The sequence below is a fragment of the Chryseobacterium pennipullorum genome, assembly GCF_003384725.1.
Classification (GTDB): Bacteria; Bacteroidota; Bacteroidia; order Flavobacteriales; family Weeksellaceae; genus Chryseobacterium; species Chryseobacterium pennipullorum.
This window is the reverse complement of sequence record NZ_QNVV01000002.1, coordinates 162,597-186,138: the sequence shown is the minus strand read 5'-3', so window position 1 is coordinate 186,138 and position 23,542 is coordinate 162,597. Positions and strand designations below refer to the sequence as shown.

The 23,542-nt window shown below is 38.3% G+C and carries 28 protein-coding genes; 14 read left to right on the top strand and 14 right to left on the bottom strand.

The window, feature by feature from the left end; translation table 11 throughout:
* Positions 1-4 precede the first annotated feature (4 nt).
* On the top strand, positions 5-1,843 hold the full coding sequence (locus DRF67_RS03285) for a TonB-dependent receptor plug domain-containing protein (RefSeq protein ID WP_115926630.1): 1,839 nt from the start codon (positions 5-7) through the stop codon (positions 1,841-1,843).
* Positions 1,844-1,860: 17 nt separating this feature from the next.
* Positions 1,861-2,937 (top strand): DUF5074 domain-containing protein, encoded by a 1,077-nt coding sequence (locus tag DRF67_RS03280; protein WP_115926628.1) that lies wholly within the window; start codon positions 1,861-1,863, stop codon positions 2,935-2,937.
* Between the two features lie 164 nt (positions 2,938-3,101).
* On the opposite strand, the gene DRF67_RS03275 is transcribed toward DRF67_RS03280, so the two are convergent.
* The 10 genes from DRF67_RS03275 to gldB form a co-directional block, all read right to left on the bottom strand.
* On the bottom strand, positions 3,102-4,520 hold the full coding sequence (locus DRF67_RS03275) for a CCA tRNA nucleotidyltransferase (protein WP_115926626.1): 1,419 nt from the start codon (positions 4,518-4,520) through the stop codon (positions 3,102-3,104).
* Between the two features lie 35 nt (positions 4,521-4,555).
* The gene (locus DRF67_RS03270; protein WP_115926624.1) at positions 4,556-4,900 is read right to left on the bottom strand and encodes a nuclear transport factor 2 family protein; all 345 of its coding nucleotides are present in this window, start codon (positions 4,898-4,900) and stop codon (positions 4,556-4,558) included.
* 221 nt (positions 4,901-5,121) lie between these two features.
* Positions 5,122-5,670, bottom strand: a complete 549-nt coding sequence (locus DRF67_RS03265) for an L-threonylcarbamoyladenylate synthase (protein ID WP_115926622.1) — start codon at positions 5,668-5,670, stop codon at positions 5,122-5,124.
* Positions 5,671-6,261: 591 nt separating this feature from the next.
* Positions 6,262-6,714, bottom strand: coding sequence for an IS200/IS605 family transposase (gene tnpA / locus DRF67_RS03260; protein WP_115926620.1), 453 nt, complete (start codon positions 6,712-6,714; stop codon positions 6,262-6,264).
* A gap of 406 nt (positions 6,715-7,120) precedes the next feature.
* A complete protein-coding gene (locus DRF67_RS03255; protein WP_115926618.1) occupies positions 7,121-7,717 on the bottom strand; it encodes a hypothetical protein in 597 nt (198 codons plus the stop codon).
* Between the two features lie 124 nt (positions 7,718-7,841).
* Positions 7,842-8,354, bottom strand: coding sequence for a DinB family protein (locus DRF67_RS03250; RefSeq protein ID WP_115926616.1), 513 nt, complete (start codon positions 8,352-8,354; stop codon positions 7,842-7,844).
* Between the two features lie 54 nt (positions 8,355-8,408).
* Entirely contained in the window at positions 8,409-8,855 is a 447-nt protein-coding gene (locus DRF67_RS03245) for a GNAT family N-acetyltransferase (RefSeq protein ID WP_115926614.1), read from the bottom strand.
* 67 nt (positions 8,856-8,922) lie between these two features.
* A complete protein-coding gene (locus tag DRF67_RS03240) occupies positions 8,923-10,062 on the bottom strand; it encodes a cystathionine gamma-synthase (RefSeq protein ID WP_115926612.1) in 1,140 nt (379 codons plus the stop codon).
* A 117-nt stretch (positions 10,063-10,179) separates the two neighbouring features.
* Complete coding sequence (gene gldC, locus DRF67_RS03235) at positions 10,180-10,503, bottom strand: gliding motility protein GldC (protein WP_115926610.1); 324 nt, start codon at positions 10,501-10,503, stop codon at positions 10,180-10,182.
* 225 nt (positions 10,504-10,728) lie between these two features.
* Positions 10,729-11,715 (bottom strand): gliding motility lipoprotein GldB, encoded by a 987-nt coding sequence (gldB, locus tag DRF67_RS03230; protein WP_115927058.1) that lies wholly within the window; start codon positions 11,713-11,715, stop codon positions 10,729-10,731.
* Between the two features lie 237 nt (positions 11,716-11,952).
* Here gldB and DRF67_RS03225 point away from each other — a divergent pair, with 237 nt between their 5' ends.
* The 6 genes from DRF67_RS03225 to DRF67_RS03200 all read left to right on the top strand — a co-directional run bounded on the left by DRF67_RS03225 (position 11,953) and on the right by DRF67_RS03200 (position 15,416).
* A complete protein-coding gene (locus DRF67_RS03225) occupies positions 11,953-12,492 on the top strand; it encodes a GNAT family N-acetyltransferase (protein ID WP_115926608.1) in 540 nt (179 codons plus the stop codon).
* Positions 12,479-13,012, top strand: a complete 534-nt coding sequence (locus DRF67_RS03220) for a GNAT family N-acetyltransferase (protein ID WP_115926606.1) — start codon at positions 12,479-12,481, stop codon at positions 13,010-13,012. Before DRF67_RS03225 ends, DRF67_RS03220 begins: the two co-directional genes overlap by 14 nt.
* A gap of 11 nt (positions 13,013-13,023) precedes the next feature.
* Positions 13,024-13,815, top strand: a complete 792-nt coding sequence (nadE, locus tag DRF67_RS03215) for an NAD(+) synthase (RefSeq protein ID WP_115926604.1) — start codon at positions 13,024-13,026, stop codon at positions 13,813-13,815.
* An 82-nt stretch (positions 13,816-13,897) separates the two neighbouring features.
* On the top strand, positions 13,898-14,413 hold the full coding sequence (locus DRF67_RS03210) for a ribonuclease domain-containing protein (RefSeq protein WP_228435722.1): 516 nt from the start codon (positions 13,898-13,900) through the stop codon (positions 14,411-14,413).
* Between the two features lie 164 nt (positions 14,414-14,577).
* On the top strand, positions 14,578-15,111 hold the full coding sequence (locus DRF67_RS03205; RefSeq protein WP_228435721.1) for a matrixin family metalloprotease: 534 nt from the start codon (positions 14,578-14,580) through the stop codon (positions 15,109-15,111).
* A complete protein-coding gene (locus DRF67_RS03200; protein WP_115926598.1) occupies positions 15,108-15,416 on the top strand; it encodes a barstar family protein in 309 nt (102 codons plus the stop codon). Before DRF67_RS03205 ends, DRF67_RS03200 begins: the two co-directional genes overlap by 4 nt.
* Positions 15,417-15,606: 190 nt before the next feature.
* Here the strand turns inward: DRF67_RS03200 and DRF67_RS03195 are convergent, their stop codons facing one another.
* On the bottom strand, positions 15,607-16,089 hold the full coding sequence (locus DRF67_RS03195; RefSeq protein ID WP_115926596.1) for a cytidine deaminase: 483 nt from the start codon (positions 16,087-16,089) through the stop codon (positions 15,607-15,609).
* Positions 16,090-16,190: 101 nt separating this feature from the next.
* On the opposite strand from DRF67_RS03195, the gene namA reads away from it, so the two are divergent.
* From namA to tssD, 3 genes are all read left to right on the top strand, one after another.
* The gene (namA, locus tag DRF67_RS03190) at positions 16,191-17,243 is read left to right on the top strand and encodes an NADPH dehydrogenase NamA (RefSeq protein ID WP_115926594.1); all 1,053 of its coding nucleotides are present in this window, start codon (positions 16,191-16,193) and stop codon (positions 17,241-17,243) included.
* Positions 17,244-17,264: 21 nt separating this feature from the next.
* Positions 17,265-17,558 (top strand): DUF2752 domain-containing protein, encoded by a 294-nt coding sequence (locus DRF67_RS03185; protein ID WP_115926592.1) that lies wholly within the window; start codon positions 17,265-17,267, stop codon positions 17,556-17,558.
* A gap of 172 nt (positions 17,559-17,730) precedes the next feature.
* The gene (gene tssD / locus DRF67_RS03180; RefSeq protein WP_115926590.1) at positions 17,731-18,135 is read left to right on the top strand and encodes a type VI secretion system tube protein TssD; all 405 of its coding nucleotides are present in this window, start codon (positions 17,731-17,733) and stop codon (positions 18,133-18,135) included.
* Between the two features lie 148 nt (positions 18,136-18,283).
* Here the strand turns inward: tssD and DRF67_RS03175 are convergent, their stop codons facing one another.
* From DRF67_RS03175 to DRF67_RS03165, 3 genes are all read right to left on the bottom strand, one after another.
* Positions 18,284-20,068 carry an endonuclease gene (locus DRF67_RS03175; RefSeq protein ID WP_115927056.1) on the bottom strand — a complete coding sequence of 595 codons (1,785 nt, stop codon included), beginning with the start codon at positions 20,066-20,068 and terminating at the stop codon, positions 18,284-18,286.
* 229 nt (positions 20,069-20,297) lie between these two features.
* A complete protein-coding gene (locus DRF67_RS03170) occupies positions 20,298-20,825 on the bottom strand; it encodes a DUF4136 domain-containing protein (protein WP_115926588.1) in 528 nt (175 codons plus the stop codon).
* 5 nt (positions 20,826-20,830) lie between these two features.
* Positions 20,831-21,010, bottom strand: coding sequence for a DUF5522 domain-containing protein (locus DRF67_RS03165; RefSeq protein WP_115926586.1), 180 nt, complete (start codon positions 21,008-21,010; stop codon positions 20,831-20,833).
* 40 nt (positions 21,011-21,050) lie between these two features.
* Between DRF67_RS03165 and DRF67_RS03160 the strand changes: the two genes are divergently transcribed.
* The 3 genes from DRF67_RS03160 to DRF67_RS03150 all read left to right on the top strand — a co-directional run bounded on the left by DRF67_RS03160 (position 21,051) and on the right by DRF67_RS03150 (position 23,532).
* Entirely contained in the window at positions 21,051-21,377 is a 327-nt protein-coding gene (locus DRF67_RS03160) for a hypothetical protein (RefSeq protein WP_115927054.1), read from the top strand.
* A gap of 173 nt (positions 21,378-21,550) precedes the next feature.
* Positions 21,551-22,459 carry a 1-aminocyclopropane-1-carboxylate deaminase/D-cysteine desulfhydrase gene (locus DRF67_RS03155; RefSeq protein ID WP_115926584.1) on the top strand — a complete coding sequence of 303 codons (909 nt, stop codon included), beginning with the start codon at positions 21,551-21,553 and terminating at the stop codon, positions 22,457-22,459.
* A 14-nt stretch (positions 22,460-22,473) separates the two neighbouring features.
* Positions 22,474-23,532, top strand: coding sequence for a glucosaminidase domain-containing protein (locus DRF67_RS03150; RefSeq protein ID WP_115926582.1), 1,059 nt, complete (start codon positions 22,474-22,476; stop codon positions 23,530-23,532).
* Positions 23,533-23,542 lie beyond the last annotated feature (10 nt).

Below are 23,542 nucleotides of genomic sequence, written 5' to 3'. Positions count from 1 at the left end.
AGGTATGAATATAAAAAGATCTTTAGTACTGCTTTTATCGTCTTATGGCTGCTTTCTTTCGGGACAGGAGAAAGCGGTTGATACCGTTTACATCTTCGATAGCCAGATGAACAAGGTGAAGCTTTTTCATCCTGTGAAAACGATCTCAGCAGAAGATGCTGTGAAAAATTCTACCAACCTTTCAGAACTTCTGAGGTTTCAGTCCCCTGTTTATATTAAAGAGAATGGTCGCGGAGCTGTTTCTTCACCTTCTTTTCGCGGAACTACGGCCCAACAGACGGCCTTTGTCTGGAACGGAATTAACATCAACTCCGCTTTTTTGGGACAGGGAGATATTAATAATATTGCTTTATCAGGATATGATCAGATTGGTATTAAAGCGGGCGGTGGAAGTGTGGTCTATGGAAGCGGAGCAATAGGCGGAAGCATACACCTGAATAACAATCTTGATTTTAATAAGGGTTTTCACGGTTCCTTATTTTCCGAAGCCGCTTCTTTCAATACATACAACAACCTGCTTAAAGGTTCCTATAGTAATGATATATTCAGCTTTAAAGCTTCCGGTAGTCATTCTACCAGTGAGAACGATTATGAGGTAGAAACGAAGGAAGGAAGAAAATATAGTAATCAGAACGGTAGATATAGCAACACCAATGTTAGTATTGCTGCAGCGTATAAGGTAGCTCCCCATCACCAGATTTCATGGACCTCTGAGTTTTTTAATGGAAAACAACATTATCCTGTATTTTTTACTTCAGAACAGGGAACTCAATATGAAACCCAGAATATAAGAAGCCTGATCTCATGGGATTGGAATAAAAGCCATTTCAGCAATTCATTCAAAGCGGCTTATACAGAAGAGAATTTTCAGTACTATGCTCAGGTTAACGGCCCGGAGACCAGTGGTGGAAGGGGAAAAAATTATATTGTAAAAAATGATTTCAATTATTTCTTTACTCCCTCATGGAATGTTAATATCATTGCTGAATATCAGTTGAACAAAGGAGATGGAGCGGGAACTTCAGGAATAGGGGATATCCGGAGGAATGCCGGTTCTGTTGCCGGATTGCTGCGGTACTTTGCAACGAAGGATCTGCGTTTTGAGGCGGGCGTTAAAAAAGACTTTGTGGAAGACATAAGCTCACCTTTTTTATTTTCTTTTTCAGGAAAATGGAATGCTGCTGACTGGTATACGGCGGGATTGAGCATCTCCAAAAATTTCAGGGCACCATCATTTAATGACCTGTACTGGAAGCCCGGAGGAAATAAAGAGTTGAAACCGGAAACCTCATACCAGGCAGAGCTGAGAAATCAATTTAACATCAAAGGTGTAAAACTTTCAGTGACTCCTTATTATATGAATATAAGGGATATGATCAGATGGCTTCCCACATCTTCAGGGTATTATGGAGCGTTCAATACCAATAAAGTACAATCCTATGGTGTAGAGGCTCAGCTTGATTATCAAAAAAGATTGGGAAATCACCTTCTCAAAACAAATCTGGGATATTCTTACACGAAATCTACAGATCTTGATACTCGGAAACAGCTGATGTATGTACCTTTTCATAAATTTGTGGGCGGCATTGATTACGGGTACGAATTTCTACGGGTGTATGTACAGGGTATATTCAACGGTCTTACCTATACTGACTCGGAAGAAACCCAAAACAGTGCTTTGGATCCGTATTTCGTAATGAATGCAGGAGCAGGGCTAACCTTTCTAAAGAATTATACCGTTGGTTTAAAAATAAATAATATTTTTAACCAAGTTTATTATACGATGCGTTATTATCCGTTACCTGGGAGAAATTATAGTATCAATTTAAATATCAACTTTTAAAATAAAATTAATTGCATATGAATATCAGAAAAATTTTACCAATTGCATTAGTATCGATGTTTCTTTTCAATGTTTCTTGTAGCAATGATATAGATCTAGGTACGGAGACGGTTTTGCCGACGAGCTATGAAAAAGGAATTCTTATCTCTAACGAAGGAGGTTTCTCCACGCCTACAGCAGAAGTATCCTTTTTAAGCAATACCCTTGCCTTTGGGTATAATAACATTTATACCAACACCAATAAGGAAGAATTAGGAAAGGTGCTTCAGAGTATAGGTCTGAACGGAGACCGTGCTTATCTGGTTTCCAATGTTCCTAATAAGATCGATATCGTCAACCGTACTACTTTCAAAAAAGAAACAACGGTAACGGCCAATCTTGATAATGCAAGATATATTGCGTTTTCAGGAGATAAATATTATGTAACAAACAATAACTTTACCACTGTTCCCAACGTAAGAAAGGTGAATGTGTACAGTATTGCCAACAATTCTTTTGTAACCAGTGTCAACTTTCCGCGCTATGCTGAAAAAATCGTAGAAGCTGAAGGGAATATTATTGTACAGACAGATGGGATAACCTATGTTGCACCTACTTATGCTGAAGCAGCAACAGGATACACGATCACTGTGATAAAGCCGTCCACCAATACACCGCAACAGCCTATCGTCCTTCCAGCTGTCGGGATTATCAGAGATCTGATTTCTTATAAAGGATTTGCTTATGTTCTGGCATCTGATGATACGAATTCCTATATCTATAAGATTAATTCTGCAGCAGGAACTTATACCACTACTACGCTTACAGGAATTTCCAAAGCCCAGAAATTGAGAGCTGATAATGATACCTTCTATTTCCTGACAGCTGCTAAAGGGATTTATAAAATGAGTATGGGATCTACCACTGTTCCGGCGGATGCCCTTCTTACAGCATTTGGTGATCCATATGGGTTCAATGTGATCGATGGACGAATCTTTGTTTCCGAGACCAGCTTCACAACAGACAGCAAAGTATATGTATATGACACTGCGGGCGGTAATCTGCTGAAAACATTTACTGCAGGAATCGGAACCAACGGTTTCTATAAAAACTAAAAATTGATGCCCCCAAAGGGTACAACATAAATTTTATTTTTTTTCATCATTTGTGTTTTTTTCCGGCCGGTTTCGAAGAAACCGGCCGGCTTTGTTTTATACCTTAAAACGCATAAAAAACCCGGCGGGATGAAATCCCGCCGGGTTTGCTTTATCGCTTGTCATCATATCGTTAATCCCAGCTTTTCAGCTTCCGCAATGACAAATTTTGTGGCTTCCTCCTTTTCGTTAGGAATTTCTCCCTCAAGGATCGCCTCTTTTACCTTTTCCTTTAAAATCCCAATCTCACGACCGGGTGTAAGATTAAACATTTTCATAATTTCCTCACCGGTAATGGGAGGCTGAAAATTTCTCACCTGATCTTTATCTTCCACTTCCCTGATCTTTACCGCCACATATTCAAAATTCTTTTTGAACTTCTCCTGTTTTTTAGAATTTTTGGTGGTAATATCTGCCTTGCAAAGCGTAAAAAGATCTTCAAGATCTTCACCGGCGTCAAATAAAAGTCTTCTCAGTGCAGAATCTGAAGCATCATCCGTAATTAAGGCAATCGGTCGGGAAGACAGTTTAACCATTTTCTGAACATACTTCATATCGGTTCCTAATGGCAGCTTCAGTCTTTGAAAAAGGGACTTTACCATTTTTGAGCCTAAAAATTCATGGCCATGAAATGTCCATCCGGTTCCTTCAACGAATTTTTTAGTTGGTGCTTTTCCAATATCATGCAGCAATGCCGACCAGCGCAGCCAAAGATTATCTGTATTTAAGCATATATTGTCCACCACTTCCAAAGTGTGATAAAAGTTATCCTTGTGAGTCTGACCTTCTACTTCTTCCACTCCCTTCAATTCAATGAGCTCAGGGATAATAAGTTTTAAAAGTCCGGTTTGTTCCATCAGTTTTAATCCCACGGAAGGCTTTTCTGATAGCATAATTTTATTGAACTCTACCATAATCCTCTCCATAGAGACAATTTTGATTCTTTCCGCCTCCTGTTGAATGGCATTCAGAGAATTCTCTTCTATCGTGAAATGCAATGTTGAAGCAAAACGTACCGCCCTCATCATTCTCAACGGATCATCAGAATAGGTCTGTGCCGGTTCCAATGGAGTTCTTAAAACTTCGTGATTCAGATCTTCAACTCCATTGAATGGATCAATCAGTTCTCCGAAGTTATCTTTGTTCAGAGAGATCGCCATCGCATTGATGGTAAAATCTCTTCTCTTCTGATCATCTTCCAGGGTTCCACCCTCTACTTCAGGTTTTCTGCTGTTTTCGGTATAGCTTTCTTTTCTGGCACCTACAAATTCCAGCTCAAGATCTTTATACTTGATCATGGCGGTTCCATACGTTTTAAAAACAGAAACTTTTAATTTAGGATCTAAATCCTGGGCGACACTCTGGGCCAGCTCAATACCACTTTGTTCGGTGACGAAGTCAATATCCGTGGAAGCCTTTCTTTTCATCAGCAAATCCCGTACATAACCGCCTACAATATATACAGACTGGTTATTTCTTTCTGCCGCTTCAGAAATTATTTTAAAGAGTTTTAAATTTTTATTTTGGTTAAGATTAATTTTCATCGTTAATAATAGTGTCAATTTCTACCATGTTCTCGTCAATCATAATGAGCATACATTCTACTGATTTTCCCTTCTTCATCAAAAAACATGACCTCAACAGCATGTTTATCCATAATCGACTTATAAAATACTGCTACAGAATCTACACCCGCCGTTGAATGGATCAGATCAAAATGCAAATCCGGATAAATATCCAGTGCCTTTTTCCAATATTCACGTACCGCCCCTTTTCCTTGTAATGAGGTTTTCTTTCCTCCTGTAGCCAGAGCGATCATGGGAGTGGTAATCTCAATGTCGTCCGAATAATGAGCGAGTATATCTTCCAAATCATGAGAATTCCAGACGTCTACCCACATTTGAGCAAAGTTTTGATGATTCATTGCATGTATTTTTATGAGCTGAAGTTTTGCAAAGATAGAAATTAAAAAAAAGAAATCCCGCTGATGGATACATCATACCCAAAATAACGGAATGCTATAGATGTATTTCCTTATAACTTTACAGGCAGCCTTCCCCTGACATTTTTTAATGGTCAGACCTGATTGTGTAGCTTTGCCCATCCTGTTTACGAATAAAAAAGCAGTGATGGTCACTGCTTGTCTTATTCCCGGAGAACTTTAATTCTGTTATCATTCCATATTTTAATCACTGAAGATCCTGAATATTTTGAAACTTTATCTCGGTCTTCTTCCACTGCATAATCTACAAGGCTGATCATCTCCTCAGAGATATTGGAGAATTTCAGCGGACTTTTCTCACCACTGAAGTTGGCAGAGGTAGATACCAAAGGCTTGTTCAGTTTTGTAATCAGTTTTTTACAGAAATCGGTTTTTACAAGCCGGATTCCTATACTTCCATCTTCAGCAAGGAGCTCTTTAGGAAGGCCTCTTGGATTTTCATAAACAATAGTGACCGGTTTTTCACTAAGGTCAATAATTTCCCAAGCCATTTCCGGGACATCCACCAGATCCTGAAGTCTTTTCTCAGATTCCACAAGGATAATCATGGATTTGTTTTTTTCGCGCTTTTTGATGTCAAAAATTTTGTTGACAGCTTCTATGTTGGTCGCATCACAACCAATCCCCCAAATGGTATCAGTAGGGTAAAGGATTGTTCCGCCGGATTTTAATACTTCGATAATGTGTTCCATAAATGTATTGAATTCAAAACAGTTTATAAAGGTAAAGATTATATGAATTTCAGACAAAAAATGGAGCAATAAATCATATAAAGGTTTGTTTTTTAGGTTTCGGCTAAAGCCAATGGAATCTTTTTATGAGAAAACGGGCTGAAGCCCGTTCCTATTGATGTTATAGATCATTTATTATTGTATCCAATAGAAATTAGCTTCACTTTATTTACAGAAGTATGAACCCCTGACCGGCATAGCCAAACTTACAAAAAAACAAACCAAATAAGCTTCTTATAGAAAAGTTTTGATTTTATTCAATAGAAATGGGCTTCAGCCCATTACGGGAATAAAAACCATCGGATGGCTTTAGCCAAAACTTACAAGAAATATAAATCTTATATAATGAAAAATTTACAATATAATTTTTGAACTGGATATTGTCTTTTTTATATATCCTTTTTAATCATCTTTCTTGATCTTCATGTTTTGGCTAAAGCCGTGGCTGGATGCATATGCAAGAATGGGCTGAAGCCCGTTCCTATTGATATTTTTGTACACCTGATTGTATTTTCAATAGAAATGGGCATTATCCAAATTAATGGACAAATTTCATTCATTGGGCTTTAACCAGTACCTATTCTTAAAATTAAATTTTTCAATGAATTCCGCATATTCTTCAGTAAAGCTTTTCTTCTGATGGTGTTTTTCCTGATTTTTAATATAATTTCTCACCTGATCTACCATCGACTCAGAAACTGAAACCGCAAAATATTTATCCTGCCAGGAAAATTTTTCTTTAGTAAGTTTATTCTTATTGATCCAGTAAGATGATTCTCCTTTTAGTAACTGCGCGATTTTTTCTATGTCCTGATTAGATCCTAATGAAATTAAACAATGACAGTGGTCAGAATATCCATTAACCATCTCTAAGAAAATTTCTTTTTCGGTAGCATATTCTTTCATATGTTTCCATACTTTTATTCTTAGATCCAGTGTATTAAGAAAAGGGTTCCTGTTTTTTGTGGAGAATACAAGGTGAATGTAAATTTTGATAAAGGACATTTGTGTGTTTTTATCAAAAATAATGTTTTTTTGTTAAATTTAGCTAAGCACATTAAGCATCTGAATATAAGATTTTATTCGATAGAAATGGGCTTTAGCCCATTACGGGAATAACAACCATTGGATGGCTTTAGCCAAAACTTACAAGGAATATAAACCTTATAAAATAAAAAATTTACAACATAATTTTTGAACTGGATATTGTCTTTTTTATATATCCTTTTAAATCATCTTTCTTGATCTTCATGTTTTGGCTAAAGCCGTGGCTGGTTGCATATGCAAGAACGGGCTGAAGCCCGTTCCTATTGATATTTATATACACCTGATCGTATTTTCAATAGAAATAGGCTTCAGCCCATTTAATAAAAGCCATTCGCATTTAGCTTTAGCCCAAAACCTATACAAACTATAATCCATGAAAAAAAGAATTAAAGTAAGTTTCCCGTTTTATTGGTTCAGTATATTGAGGGTGCAATAATTTTTTGAAATCCCTTCTTGTTAAATGTTGAGAAACTAATACGGTAAAATTTGACCTTTGCCCTTCTTTAATTAGGGTATAAAGAATAGCATTGTTTTTAAAAAATACTATGGTAGTCTGTTCACATTCTTTCCCAAGACTATAAATGTCACTTGGCTCATTAAGGAAAATCAGATTGGCGGAAACCTTTGAAATTTTATAATGATGCCTTTTCCCGTACTCAATGATCCTCTTTTTTGCTTCTTCTTTAGAAATAGTAAACGGGATTTCTTTTAAATACTTCTCTGTGAATTTACAGTACAAAACATATCCACTAAAGATAAACAAGCATATAAGAATTGAAAATTCCAAAGCATTATTAAGAGAGCGTTCTATATCTTTTAATACAAGTAGGGTAATGCCAGCCATTACCGAAAAGCCAAAATAGATGGTAATCGTATCAAATTTATCAAATGTCTCTTCTTCAAAAACCAGTTTTTTAGACTCAATGCTTTCAGTAATCTTTAATCTTTTTAGTGATCTCATTAGAAATTAGGCTGGATGTACATGAAAGAGCAGGCTGAAGCCCGTTCCTATTAATATTTATATACACCTGATCGTATTTTCAATTAAATGGGCTTCAGCCCATTTAATGATGTTTTGCTTTTTCCTACATCCATCCCAACTTAGATAAATATCTTTCCTCAATAATAGCCAGATGATGGTAGTTGTGGCCGACAATCAGTTTTCCGATGGTTTCTACAGAAAGCTCATTGCCGCTGGCTATACCTGTATTTTGTAGTACCGATGGGGCGAGATTTTCCAGGAGTATCTCTGAGGACTTTCGTACAGTTCTATATTCTTCCAGTAGAGAGGCTAAAGCTCTTTCATTGGCAAAGGATCTGTCAGCATATTCATTTTCATCAAATCCTGGTAGATTATTTTGATCTCCTCTTGCAAAGGCTAATATTCTGTATTGAAAAACTCTTTCGGTGTCTGAAAGGTGTAATAGAAGGCCTTTCAAAGTCCATTTTCCTTCGGCATAAGCAAATTTTGATTGTTCTTCGGTGAGATTAGAATAAATTCCTATTGTTTTTTCACCTGATTTTTTTAATTCACCCAACCAATCCCCTGAAGGAATCTGGTCCAGATACCGTTGAATATATTTTTGAAAATCGGTCATAGTATAATGTTGTGTTATAAATTGGAATATTGATAAGATGATACTTGCGATGGATTATGAATTGGTCCACTCATAAAAGTTCACAGAATCATAAAGTTCAAAGCCGCATGATGGATAAAGTTGATTTCCTATATCATTTCCTTTCCCGGTTTCCAGGAGGATGCCGCAGGCTTTTGATGTCCGGCAAAGTTCTTTAGCTTCTTCAATAAGTTCTTTAGAAAAGCCTTTTCCCCTATGATTTTCATTGACGTAAAGATCATTCAGCAACCAGTATCGCTGCATTCTTGTTGATGAGAATATAGGATAAAGCTGTACAAATCCTGTTAGCTTACCGTTTTCATCAATAACAAAAATCTCTGAATCTTTATTATCAAGTCTTTCCTGAAGGAAAGTTTTTGCCGCAGGAATATCAGATGATTTGTGGTAAAATATCCGGTACTGGTCGAATAATTCTGCCAGCTGAGGGAGATCAGCAGTAACTGCTTTTCTTGAGTTTTTCATAATTATTTGGTGGTTATAATAAAATGAGAAGGATACTAATCCTCCTCATTTTTAGTGTATGGTATGGTTAAGAAAAAGCTTTCTCCAAATCTGCAATCAGATCTTCAGCATCTTCAATTCCAACGCTCAAACGAACGAGGTCATCAGTGATTCCCAACTCAGCTCGTTTTTCTGCCGGAATAGAGGCATGCGTCATCAAGGCAGGGTGATTGGCCAGTGATTCAACACCTCCTAAAGATTCTGCTAAGGTGAATACTCTCACCTTCTCCAAAAACTTCACTGCATCTTCTTTCTTTCCGGATTTAAAGGTAAATGAAACCATTCCTCCCGATTCCTTCATTTGAGATTTTGCCAGTTCATACTGTGGATGCGATTCCAGACCAGGATAAATGACTTTGTCTACTGCAGGATGTGTTTCGAGATATTTTGCTACGGCTAATCCGTTGTCGGAATGTCTTTGCATTCTTAATGCCAGTGTTTTGACTCCTCTCAATACTAGGTACGAATCGTGAGGACCTAATATACCACCGCTTGCAAATTGTATAAAGTGGAGTTTTTCTCCCAATTCTGCATCTTTAGCAATAAGAGCTCCGGCAATAACATCAGAATGTCCTCCTAAATATTTCGTCGCAGAATGCATCACAATGTCAGCACCTAAATCAATCGGTCGTTGAATGTAAGGCGTAGCAAAAGTATTGTCTACAGCTACTAAGATATCTTTTCCTTTAGCAATATCTACTACCGCTTTGATATCTACCAGCTTCATCAGGGGATTGGTTGGTGTTTCTACCCAGATCAGTTTGGTTTTATCAGTAATGACATCAGCTATTTTTGATACGTCATCAAAATTAACGAATGTAAACTTCAGCTGATATTTTTCAAAAAGTCTGGTGAACATTCTGTACGTACCTCCGTAAAGGTCGTCTACTGCAATAACTTCATCTCCTGGATTCAACAGTTTCAAAACACAGTCGATTGCTGCAAGGCCGGATCCGAAGGCCAGGCCTCGGGCTCCGTTTTCAATACTTGCAAGAGAATCCTCCAATGCCTGTCTTGTAGGATTTGCTGCTCTTGAATATTCGTATCCGGAATGTACACCCGGGCTTTTTTGTGCAAATGTAGAGGTTAGAAATACAGGTACATTTACAGAACCTGTTGCAGACTCATGGTGCTGCCCTCCGTGAATTACTTTTGTATTAAAATTCATATTTATATAATTTTGATAATTTTAGAATAGGGTAATTTGAAAATTAATTTTTATTGTGGTACAAATTGTAGTCCTTTTATTTTCAAATTCTCAAATGACCTTTATTCTCAAATGTTTTTATTTTATCGCCGATTTTACTGCAAACTCTTCTGCAATTTCTTCCATCCACTGGGCCACATCCTCTTCTCCTGTAGCTCTATGGTAAGTATTTCCTAAAGAAAGTAAGATTTGGTGAATAAACATCTTCATCTGATCCACTGGCATCTCCTTGGTCCAAAGGTCTATTCTTAATGCTTCCATAGCCTTATCATCCCATACAGAAATCATGGTTGCCTTCGTTTCTTCCTTTTCAATACCTCCATCCTGTGCATTCCAGGTGATATATTCAGGAATGTGGTTTTCATCCAACTCTACATCTATCGTAATCTGAGTTTTTCTCATATCAATCTAAAATTTTTCAGCAAAGTTAATACTTCTTGACCGTATCTAAAATTTCTACGAAATTATCTTCATTGAAAAAAGCAGTATCATAAAAAAAAATTCTTTCGGCATCAGGATACCGCATATTGGCCCGGAATATTAGGTGACGGAAGCAGGATGTTGTCCTCTAAAAATAAAAAGACCTTCTGTTGGTACAAAAGGTCTGTTATAGGTAGTAAGAAGTAGTTATTTCTCAGTACGGGGTTTATAACCTGACTGATTAAAAATTGCTGTAGCATCCATTTTCAGGAATTCTGTAAGCTTTGTTTCCGGTTTTTCTTTCAGATACGATTTACAGATCTGCCATCCGGTAAAAATTCCAATTTGTGGAGAAGACTCATTATCAATCTCGGTATAAAATTTTGAGAAAGGTCCCGGGGAGATAAAACGCTCACCTAATCGTGGATCATCTCCGAATATCAGATTGCTTTCTACAAAGTAGTTCCAGATATTGGCTTCATTGGCTTTTGCCCAGTCATACTGTTTTTGGGTGTAGTTTATTTTTAGGTAATCCGGGTAATCCGGAAGAAAGGCATCCTGAAGGATCATCACCTTACCGTTAAGGATGATCTGGTCAATGAATTTCTGGTGATCCGGAGACTCTGTGACAATACCTTCAGCAAAAAGTTGTGAAACCTTGGGAACAATATTCTGAGGATTCATCGATTTTTGAAAGTATAGTTCCAGTCCTTTATAGTTAGGATTCCCATCACCCATAAAACCTGTCACATCGATAAAAAGGAGATTTCCCTTCTGATCATAAAAGATAGGATCCTGAATCATCTGTAAAGCTGATGAAAAAAGATATACTGTAGGGGTTTTAAACTGGGGAAAATAATGTTTAAGGTGTGAAAACAGATTCTGAAGCTCCTTCTGCAGGGTAGCCTGATTTATTTTTCCAATGGCCTCCTTATAGATCTTTATTTCTTCTGCATCCGTTCTTCTTTTCCCAAAGTCTTCATCCGAAACCGTTCCCTGGAACCACGGAAACTTGGCTTTAAACTGATCAAGCGGAAGTGAAGGATTGTAGAAATCTTTGGAAATATCTGTGATATTAACCTTTTCGGCGGTGTCTTTTACTTCTATCTTCCATGGGTTGTCAGGTTCTTTTTTACAGGCAGCCAGTCCGGTAACTAAAATAGAAGAAAGCGCTATATATCTGAAAATCTTCATTATTTTTACGTGAAATTTAAGTTCACAAAAATAAGGATTAAATGCACAATTCATGATGCAAATAAAAATATTTATGGTGATCCGCGTGAGCAGCTTCAGGAATTGACCAATTAACGTTATTTTTAAATACGTTGAAAACATTGAATTGTAACTTAGAAATTAAATGAAACAAGCAGCAAAAAAAGGGAATGAATGCCCGAGTGATAGTTTGTTAAATGGAAAATTAAACCCAATACGATGACAATAGAAACACAAAGATTAATTTTAAGACCGTTGGAAGATTCCGATTCTGAACGGATGTTTATGATGGATTCTGATCCTGAAGTCATGAAATATCTGGGAACTCCAGTGGCTACACTACAGGAATCAAAAGATGCAGTCAGAATGATTCAGAAACAGTATAAGGAAAATGGAGTGGGAAGGCTGGCCGTGATTGAAAAAGAAAGCGGTCTGATGATAGGGTGGAGCGGACTGAAATTGTTAACCCAGCCCATCAACGGGCACATTAATACTTTAGATCTGGGGTATCGTTTTATACCTGAATTCTGGGGGAAGGGTTACGGCATGGAAGCTGCGAAAGCTTCACTTGACTATGGCTTCAACGATCTGAAGGCGGATAAGATTTATGCCTATGCTGATGCCGGAAATACCGGATCCAATTATATTCTTACAAAACTAGGCTTTCAGAATACAGGAGCGTTTGATGACTCCGGTGTACCTTGTTTTTGGTATGAGCTGAACCGGGAAAAATACATAAATAATAATGCTGAAAATTAGAAAAGAAGAGGAAGAAGATCATGGAAAAGTTTTCGATCTTATAGAGGAAGCTTTCAGACAGATGGAACATAGTGATCATCAGGAGCATTTTCTTGTAGAAAAACTAAGGAAGTCTGAAGCTTTTATTCCTGAATTGTCACTGGTAGCCGAAGATGACAACGGCGAAATTGCCGGCCATATTTTATTTACAAAAATAACAGTTGAAGGAGGAGGTCAGTCTTTTCCATCGCTTGCACTCGCACCGGTTTCAGTAAAGCCTGAATATCAAAATAAAGGCGTTGGAGCCAGGCTTATTCTTCAGGGACATCATATTGCAAAAGAATTGGGATACGAATCTGTGATACTTCTGGGACATGAAAATTATTATCCACGCTTCGGTTACGAAAAAACCAGTAATTTTGGGATTTCTTTTCCGTTCGAAATCCCCGAAGAAAACGGAATGGCCATCGAGCTGGTAAAAGACGGATTAAAAAATGTACATGGGATCGTACGATACCCTAAAGAATTTGGAATAGACTAAAAATATAAACAATGCAGACACAAAAAGTGATAGATCATATAGTAAACTGGCTGAAAGACTATGCAACAAAAGCCAGAGTAAACGGATATGTAATCGGAGTTTCCGGTGGTGTAGATTCCGGAGTGGTGTCTACCCTCGCTGCAATGACCGAGCTCAAAACCTTACTGATCGAAATGCCTATCCGCCAGAAAGCTGACCAGGTAGACCGTGCAAAGGATCATATGGAAGATCTGAAATCAAGATTCCCGAATGTAGAAAGTATGTCAGTGGATCTGACACCTGCTTTTGAAGAACTGTACAAAACCTTTGATGTGAAGGATGACCTTTATCCTAACGAAAAACTGGCTTTTGCCAACACGAGATCCCGTTTGAGAATGCTTACTCTCTATTATTACGGACAACTGAACGGGCTTTTGGTATGCGGAACCGGAAATAAAGTTGAAGATTTCGGAATCGGATTTTATACAAAATATGGAGATGGCGGAGTAGATGTTTCTCCCATTGCAGACCTTTATAAAACCGAAGTTTATACCCTTGCCAAAGGGCTTAATCTGGTCAAAAGTATTCAGGAAGCGATCCCTACCGACGGACTTTGGGATGTAGACAGAACAGATGAACAGCAGATTGGTGCTACCTATCCTGAACTTGAAAAAATCCAGAAAGAATACGGAACCAAAACTGCCGAAGATTACGAAGGACGAGACAAAGAAGTATTCCTGATCTTTGACAGAATGCATAAAGCTGCAAAGCATAAAATGGAGCCTATCCCTATCTGTGATATTCCTGAAGAATGGAGAAACTAAGACGAATGTACCATCCGTAAAGTAACAGAAGTTTACCAAAAATTGTTACACGGATGCATTATTACATTATTAAATCATTGTTATGAACACTAAAATAAGAGCTGTACTCTTTATGTGCCTGGGACTTCTCTTCGGAATGTCTGTGATGTACCTCTACAAGAATTTTATCGAGGATAAAAAAGAGCCGGCCCATACGAAAACAGAAGCCGTACAATATGGGAGTCCTTCTGCCGAAGATCAGTATAATGCAGGAAAAGAACCCTCACAGACTGCCATAGATCAACTGACAGAAGAAAGAACAGTGATCAGCTATGTGAAGCAAAACCGCAGGCTCCCGGATTACTACATTACAAAAAATGAAGCCAGAAAACAGGGATGGAATCCTGCAAAAGGAAATCTTTGCGATGTGCTTCCGGGAAAAGCAATTGGTGGTGACAAGTTTGGAAACAGGGAGAAAAGACTGCCGGATGGAGAAAAGTATTTTGAAGCCGATGTAAATTACCGTTGTGGCAGCAGAAATGCAGACCGCATTATCTACACGAATAATGGAGATGTTTATCTGACGAAAAACCATTATAAAAGCTTCCAAAAGCAGTAATATCACTGAGGGGAGCCGCCGGCGAAGTAGCAATCTTTAAAAATGTAAAGACAGCACAGTCTAATATGACAAGCACTTTAAAAATTAGAAATATTTTTTATCTTTCATCAGTTTTCTTTCTGGTGTTATCGTGTTCAGAAAAAAGTCAACCCGTAAAGAAGGGAGTGAAGCCTGCAATAACCATACTGATCCAGCCATTCAGAGATATACATCCTGAACAAGTAGAAAAAGTGGCTGAAGGAATTAAAAAAGTGTATCCAAAGGTAAAAATCCTTGATGCTGTAGATTTTCCCGAAAACGCTTACTATAAGCCAAGGAACCGATATCGGGCAGACTCCATTATAAAGTTTTTGAGCGAAAGAACAAAAGAAGAATATGTTACGATTGGATTAACTTCGAAAGATATCAGTGCAGCCAAAGGGAAAGTCAAAGATTATGGGATCATGGGATTGGGATACAGGCCCGGAAAAGCTTGTGTAGCATCACAATTCAGGCTCAGTAAAGAGAATACGGGTGAGCAGTTCTTTAAAATAGCCATTCATGAGCTCGGACATACACAGGGGCTGCCACATTGCCCGGAAAAAATGTGCTTTATGAGAAACGCAGAAGGTAAAAACCCTACCAACGAAGAGACTGACTTCTGCACAAAATGCAAAACTTTTTTAATTAACAAAAATTGGAAATTTAGTTCGATATGAAGACAATATATATAGATTTTACAGACATAGGTGACTATGAAGACTTTTACGGTCAGTTAAAAGAAAAGATTCAGCTTCCTGACCATTTCGGGGACAATCTTGATGCTCTTTACGATACCATTACAGGAGATCTGGAGATGCCTCTTCACATTGAGTTCGTCAATATGACCGTTGACCAGCTTGAAATTTTTGAAGATCTTCTGACCACTTTGGAAGATGCAGAAGAAGAGGTCGAAGACTTCAGTTTCACATACTATCTGGAGCAGTATGAAGATGATGAAGAAGAGATTGAGCCGGAGCAGTAAGAGTTTACAAACCTGAATTTTCTCACAGACCATGTGTGATTGATACCCACAAAAAGGTAAAGCCAAGGCGAATCCAATATAAAAACCTGTAGATTTTCTACAGGTTTTTTAACAATAGCTATTTACAAATCCGTAAGCTGAATATACATTGTACGGCCATGAGACATAATATGCTTTGGCAGTACAGCATTTACAAAAACGTTGAATCAAAATAAAAAGGCAGCAGGTCTTTCACTGCATGTACCTTGATGACCTCCTCATTCATGCTTGAAAAGTAAAGGTCAATATTTTCATTCTGCTTGGTTTCATATTCTATCAGACTTTGACGGCAAGCTCCACAAGGTGGGATCGGTGGATTTTTTTCATGAAACTCTTTAGGGCCTCCAACCACAAAGATCTTTTTTATTTTCACATCCGGAAAATTGGCGGCTACCCAGAAAAGAGTTGTTCGTTCCGCACAAAGTCCCGACGGAAAAGCTGCATTTTCCTGATTGTTTCCGGAGTAGATTTCTCCGTTTTCCAGTAATACCGAGCACCCCACCAGAAACTGGGAATATGGTGCATACGCATTTTCACGGGCCTCTTTGGCCCTCTCGAATAATGTATTTTCAATGTCGCTCAGCTCATTGCTATTTTTAAAATACTCGTAACTGATCTGTACGTCTTTTTTCATATATTGTAGACTAAAAAAGGGGGGTAAAAGTAGTTCTTTTTAATGAAGTGGGCAACATTTTATTCTCCCCGAATAAAGTTCAATTTTTTTATAAACCAAACATGTTATACACCCCGATAAAATTCAGAAATGTAGAGTTGAAAAACAGATGGGTCATGTCGCCTATGTGTATGTATTCCTGTGATAACGGAATGGCTAATGATTTCCATTTCGTACACTATGGCAGCAGAGCGCAGGGCGGTACCGGTCTCATTGTTGTTGAAGCTACAGGCGTAGAGCCAAGAGGAAGAATTACCAATCACTGCATGGGTATCTGGAATGATGAGCAGGCAGAAAAACTGCAGAAGATTGTAGAATTTGTTCATCAGAACTCAGAAAGTAAGATAGGGATTCAGCTGGCTCATGCAGGCAGAAAAGGCTCTACCTGGAATAACCTTCAGATTTCCATAGAAGAAGGATGGGAAACCATTGCTCCAAGCTCTATTCCATATCATCCTTCAGAAAGAATTCCTCATGCATTGAGCATCGGTGAGATAAAAGAACTCGTTCAGGACTTCAAAAAAGCAGCCATACGAGCCGTAAAAGCAGGGTTTGACGTTATTGAAATCCATGGTGCACATGGATATCTGATTCATCAGTTTCTTTCTCCCCTTTCCAATATCAGAACCGATGAATATGGAGGCAGCTTTGAGAACAGAATCCGTTTTCTCATTGAAATTGTAGATGCAGTGAATGAAGAATTAAATGAAAATACAGCACTTTTTGTAAGGATTTCCGGAACAGAATATGCTGAAAACGGCTGGGATATTGAGAGCAGTGTAGCGCTGGCCAGAATCTTGAAAGACCATGCTGTAGACCTTGTTGATGTATCAAGCGGAGGAAATATTCATGGGGCAAAAATTCCGGTTTTTAATGGCTATCAGGTGCCTTTCTCTTCACAGGTAAAAAATGAGGCCTCTGTGCGCACAGGTGCTGTAGGTCTGATTACTGAAGTCAGGCAGGCTGAAGAAATTCTACAAAATGGAGAGGCAGACCTGATCTTTATTGCAAGGGAAATTCTGAGAAATCCGTATATGGCAGTGCAGGGATCCTTTGAAACAGATGAAGACTGTTTTTTTCCGCACCAGTATACAAGAGCAAAGATCTCTTCCTGAAATAAATCTTAATTTTTTGTTATGGATACCGAAGACTTTATGCTCACCTGTCCAAGTAAGAAATTCTTGGGAGTGGAATGCCTGGGATGCGGCGCTCAGCGGGCTGTTGTTTTAGTTTTTGAAGGGAAATTTTCGGAAGCTTTTCATAGGTATCCGGCAGTGTACACCGTATTGCTCTTTTTTTTTATTCTCGTCCTGAGTTGTATTGATAAAAAGAGAAAGTATACTGCTTTTCTAATGATTTTGGCAGGCGTTAACCTAGCCATCATGATCGTCTCTTACCTCTACAAGCACGATCACTTTTTTTCTTTATGAGAGTACGATGAGGGTTGTAGCCTTACGTACTGAGCCAGGAACAAAAGAGTCGTAGAAATACTACAATTTATAAAACTGTATGCTGAAAACTTTTTAATTCAGACCATGAGCTTTATCTTTGTCCTATTGATCCTATAAGGAACGATCGTTAATGATATTATAATTTAAGAATATGGCAGGAAATTCAAGAGGAATCTTAAAATTCAATGGAGGTGAAGGTCAAAAACTTTTGAAGCTTAATTACAGTGTTTCAAGAGCGACAGATGTTTCAGGACGTGTAGCATCTGATCCATCCAATGCACTTATTAAAGTAACCATCGAGGCAACGGAAAAGTCTGATGTTCTGGAGAGCTTACTCAACAGCAAATATAAACCTACCAGTGGGGAGATCAATTTCAATAAGTCTCATGAAGAAGGGACGCTGATCTCTTTAAAATGGGAAAACGGATATGTGATCCAGCACGAAGTAGACTTTGATGCTTTGGACAGCAATAATATGCTGATCAGTTTTGTGGTAAGTGCAGAAAGCATTAGTTATGGAAACTCATTTTATGAAGGACTTTGGCCAATGAGCTAATTTCTGATTAGGTAAGATATGAAAAGACTGTTCTTTGGAACGGTCTTTTTTGATGTATGAGATTAATCAGCACCTTCTTTTAGATTAGTGATTATAAAAGACCGGCCAAATTGAGGCCGGTCTTATTCTTTACAATACTCTGTTTTAATTATTTTACCAAAAACTGTATGGTCGTCTGATCCAGTTTTAAAATATAAATTCCCTGGCCAAGATTCCCGGTTTTAATAGAGTTACCGTTTCTGAACGGCTGATCTATCGTCTGAAGTACTTTTCCCTGAAGCGTATAAATTTCAGCTTTTTTTACCTGTTGGAGGTCTCCTTTTACAACAATTTCCTGATTCGTCACCGGATTGGGAGAGATCTTAAAACTTTTTGCCTCAGGAGCAAGACTCTGAGCTTGTTTTGCAGAAGATCCTGAGTAACAGGTCCAGGAAAGATCATCAATAGCGACCCTGTTGCTGGAAGAATTATTAACCAGGCTTACCGTCACATTTCCGGAGATATTGATATTATTGATTGTTGTTGTTGCCGCAGTGGTTCCATAAGGAATGCTTCCTACCGTTGTTCCGTTTACTTTTACGTCAAAAGTCCCGTTGCTGCCTGAAAACTTCAGTTGCGTAGTTACGGTTAAAGATCCGATGCCATTGCCTGAGCTGCCTGAAGTCAGAGAACCGTTTCTTACTGTAATGGCTTTATTGTTGATGGTTTGATCCGTTCTGGAATCCGTAGCCGTCCAGGAAATTCCGTTGTTACTCCATGTTCGTGTAGAATAAGAACTATTGGCAGCCGGAATTGTTTCAAAATTTTCCTGGGTACATTCTGTGGATGGAGTCGTAGACCCTGCATTGGTGGTTGCAGAAACCGTTGAGCTGTTCGAAGAAGAATTTCCGGCTGCGTCCTGAGCCACAACATAAAAACTATAATTCGTAGAAGGAGTCAGCCCTGAAATTGTTGTTGAGGTAGAGCTTACCGTGGCTTTCAGACTTCCGTTCATATACACCTGATACGCAGTTACCCCAACGTTATCTGTAGAAGCTGTCCACGAAAGAGAGATGCTGTTGGATGTTTTTCCGGAAACATTTAGTCCTGTTGCCGTACTTGGAGCCTGTGTATCACCGCCAGGCTGTTGAGATCCCCAGATCTGGTTTACATAGCTTGGATTGTCAATGAAAGGATTTCTGTTACCCTGGAACGTGTAGGATGCATTATTTCTTTTAATTTCAGCCTGGGAAACGGGGTCCTGATTATGCCAGGCGAGAAGAACATTAAGTTCCCATGTCTGTAAACCTGGAAATGCAGAACTGCCTAACATATTTCCTGAAGAAAAAGAAGAAAGCTTGCTTTGATATCTGGTCACAAAATAGAATATCATACGGGCCACATCTCCTTTAAACTCATCAATGGGCTCAAAAACGGTTCCTCCGTAGCCTGAAGAAGATGAGCTGCCGAGTTTTGATCCGTTTTTAGAAGTAAAAGTAGCACTTCCCACTTTTCCAAAAGGATAATTACTTCTCATTCCGTTGACCTTTCCATCTGTAGCTCTGATAAAGTGGACATCCGAGACCATTGGTGATGACTGGTTAAAAAGGCTTTGTGGAACGATATGCTCACGGTTGTAGCAATTTCCTTCTGTGCTGTATGTTCCACATTGATTGGATCCTGGTGTATAATTATAGGGATCAGCACCTACAAGTTTTTCTGAATAAATATCGAGAATAGATCCGTCATTTTCGTAATCCTTATCAATATCAGTGGTTTTGTAAGCTGTCCACAGCCCGCTATATCCTTTGTCCTGATGTCCATTGGTGATGATGTCGCTTAATGCTGTTTTCAGGGCAGCACCGCTCAGTCCGTTGGCTGCATTGTAGTATCCTGCAGGAGCTTGGGCATTGGCCAATCCCGCAAATACAGAGAATAAAATGATTTTTTTCATATTAATTAAACTTTCAAGCAAGATTACTACATTTTTATGAATAAAAAATTACATTATTATTAATTTTGAATGTAATACATGTTACAACCCTGTTCACCGGGGATGCATGGTAGTACTGGTTGATTGTTGCAGGACTGCATGTACCCCAACAGCAATGTCAATTGAGATGATGTCAATAAAAAAGCCGGTACAAAAATGTACCGGCTGTATATCATAATAGCGATCTGATTTACTTTCTTTGTGGCGGATAATTTTTCATAATCTCAGCCATAATTTCTGGAATCTGTCTTTGTTTAGATCTTGGAGAATCTACAGAAATTCCGCTTCCGATACCCTGCCAAACCAGTTTGTTGGTTTTGGTATCGATGAGGTCTACGATAATGGCCCCTTCATTATAGTTGCTGGTCCAGGTTCTGTTCATACCGATACCCCATCCGAAAGGTCCGCCCCATCCCCACATTCCATAAGGTGAAGTGGTGCTGATGTCTGTGATCTTTTTATGATTGGCCTTTACGTTGATAATGAGGTCAGGGCTCTCTCCGGACTGAAGTCCTTTGGTCTGAAGCTGTCTTGATAGCTCATTCAGCACTCTGTCTTTATCAATATCATTCAGTTTTAAATCGTCAATTCTTATTTTATAGGTCTTATAAGAATTAAAATTGGCCGTTTCTGCGTAATCTGATCGCACCTGAAAAGGGCTACATGAAGTAAGAGCTAATGTAGCGAAAGCCAACAGGATAAAAATATATTTTTTCATTTTATTTATTTTTTTTTATCAATTTTAATGAATGTATCCGTCTTTTTATCGTACCCGTAAGGACAGTGTCTGCAGCCGCTTTTACAGCAATGTCCTCTTTTCAGATGAAATTTTTCTGTAAAAACCTTGTATCCCTGTTCATTATAGTAAAAGTCTTCACCTTCTTTGATGTCAAAATGGGCCATAAGTTAAATGCTAGTCAAAAAACTTTATATATTTGTTAGTATGATAATTGTATGCCAAAAGCCACTAAAAAAACTAAAAATTAACGGCATTGCTCTCTTTCCTTTTATCTTCGTTAGGAAACCCGAAGATAAGGAAAATAAAGTACTTATCAACCATGAAAAAATCCATTTGCGGCAACAACTGGAGATGTTGGTCATCTTCTTTTACATTTTCTACGTTATTGAATATTATTACTGGTTGTTCAAACTGAAAGACGGTTACCTGGCCTACAGAAGAATTTCATTCGAACGGGAAGCCTATGCAAGGGAAAATGATCCGGACTATCTTAGAAATAGAAAGTTCTGGAGTTTCACGAAATACGTCTGAATACCAGGATTAATACATAGGTTCATCAAAAATAGATATTCGGCCAGATTATGGTATTGGAACATAAAAAATGATAAAACAGGGTAAAAATAAGATCTCATTGTTTAGAAAATCTCCAATCCATAAATCTTTTGTTAATTTTGCAGTAATAATATGAGCAGCCCAAGATTATAATGCTATTACAACTCCCGACAGAAACTATTCCGATCCAGGAAATACCCGTTGATAAGAAGGTTAGACTTTTCATCAAAAGAGAAGATCAGATCCATCCTCAGGTTTCAGGAAATAAATACTGGAAACTCTTTCATAATGTCAACGATTACCTCCAGCAAAAACCGGAACAGCCCTACCTGATCACTTTTGGCGGCGCGTTTTCTAATCATATTGCAGCGGTTGCAGCAGCAGGAAGTATTGCGGTGATTCCTACTCTGGGTATCATCAGGGGTGAAGAGCTCCAGACCAAATGGCGTGACAATCCCACCTTACTTTTTGCAAAAAGAAATGGCATGAACCTGAAATTTGTCACCCGTGAAGAATACAGGCATAAAGAAAAACTGACGGAATTCCTGGAGCAGGAGTTTCCTGAAGCCCTGGTCATTCCGGAAGGAGGAACCAATGCAGCGGCTGTTGAAGGGGTGAAAATGATGCTCAATGAGCAAACCAAAGATTTTGACTATCTTTGCACCGCCGTCGGAACCGGAGGAACGATTGCCGGAATTTCAAAATTTTGTGAAGATAATCAGAAAGTTATAGGATTCAGGGTCGTGGAGGATGCTTCGCTGGAAAATAAAATATTTGAATTAACTTTGAAACGGAATTATCATCTAATAGATTCATGTTTTGGAGGTTATGGTAAAATAAGTGATGACAATATCCGTTTTATCAATGATTTCAAAGAGAAATACAGTATTCCTTTAGAACCGATTTATACAGGAAAAATGATGCAGAAGCTTTTTGAACTGATTGAAAAAGATTTTTTTCCTGAAAACAGCAGGATTTTATGCTTTCATACCGGAGGATTACAGGGCATTGAGGGAGCTAATCTGCTTTTAGAAAAACAGAATAGAAATTTAATTATATAAGTAAATTGAAAAACATGAAAAGACTTTTCCTAACCATAAGCCTTTTAGTTTTATCAAAATTTTCAGCCCAAACCTGGGCAACTGAAGATCAGTACATCCAGAAATTTGCCAAATACGCAGTGGAGGAGATGGAAAAATATAAAATTCCGGCCTCTATTACCCTTGCACAGGGACTCCTGGAAACAGGTGGCGGACAAAGCAGATTGGCTCAGGAAGGTAAAAACCACTTCGGTATAAAATGCAAAGAAGACTGGAACGGTAAAACCATGAAGCATACGGATGACGCTCCCAATGAGTGCTTCCGTGTGTATGACGATCCAAGACAGTCTTATGAAGATCATTCCATATTCCTGTCTACGAGAAAATATTACGCCAATCTTTTCAGGCTGGATATGAAAGATTACCGGGCATGGGCACATGGTTTAAAGAAAGCAGGCTACGCTACCAACCCGCGTTATGCTTCCATTCTTATTACGAAAATAGAAAAGTACAGATTGTATGAATACGACAATACCAGTTCTACTGAAGTATTGTATGCTCTTCTTAAAATGTATCCGGACCTGAAAGACGATAGAGCTTTCATGGCACAGCTTGAGCCCTCTAAATATGGTAAAAAAGCTAAAGATCCGGTGACGGTGGAGGTTCCTTACAAACAAACTTCTTATGCTCAGCAGCAGAAGAGAGTGGAAAGAATCAAGACTAAAGCGGAGATTCTTAATTCCATTCTTATCAAAAGCCATCCGAATGATGGTCTGAAGTATATTATCATTCCTGAAGATACCAACGTTAAGTTCATTGCCAACAAATTCAAGGTCAGCGAAAACAGACTGATGAAGTGGAACGAACTGGAAAATCAGACATTAAGGAAAAATGATATTGTATTCCTGGAGTCAAAAAATTCTACAGGAAATACGGCTACCTATAAGGTAGAGTCAGGAGAAGATATGCATACTATCGCTCAGAAATTCGGAATCAAACTACATAAATTGTACGCTAAAAACAGAATGAATGAAGGACAGCAGCCATCTGCAGGACAGCTGATTTACTTGATTGATAAAAAACCTAGAAATTAATATCCTTTAC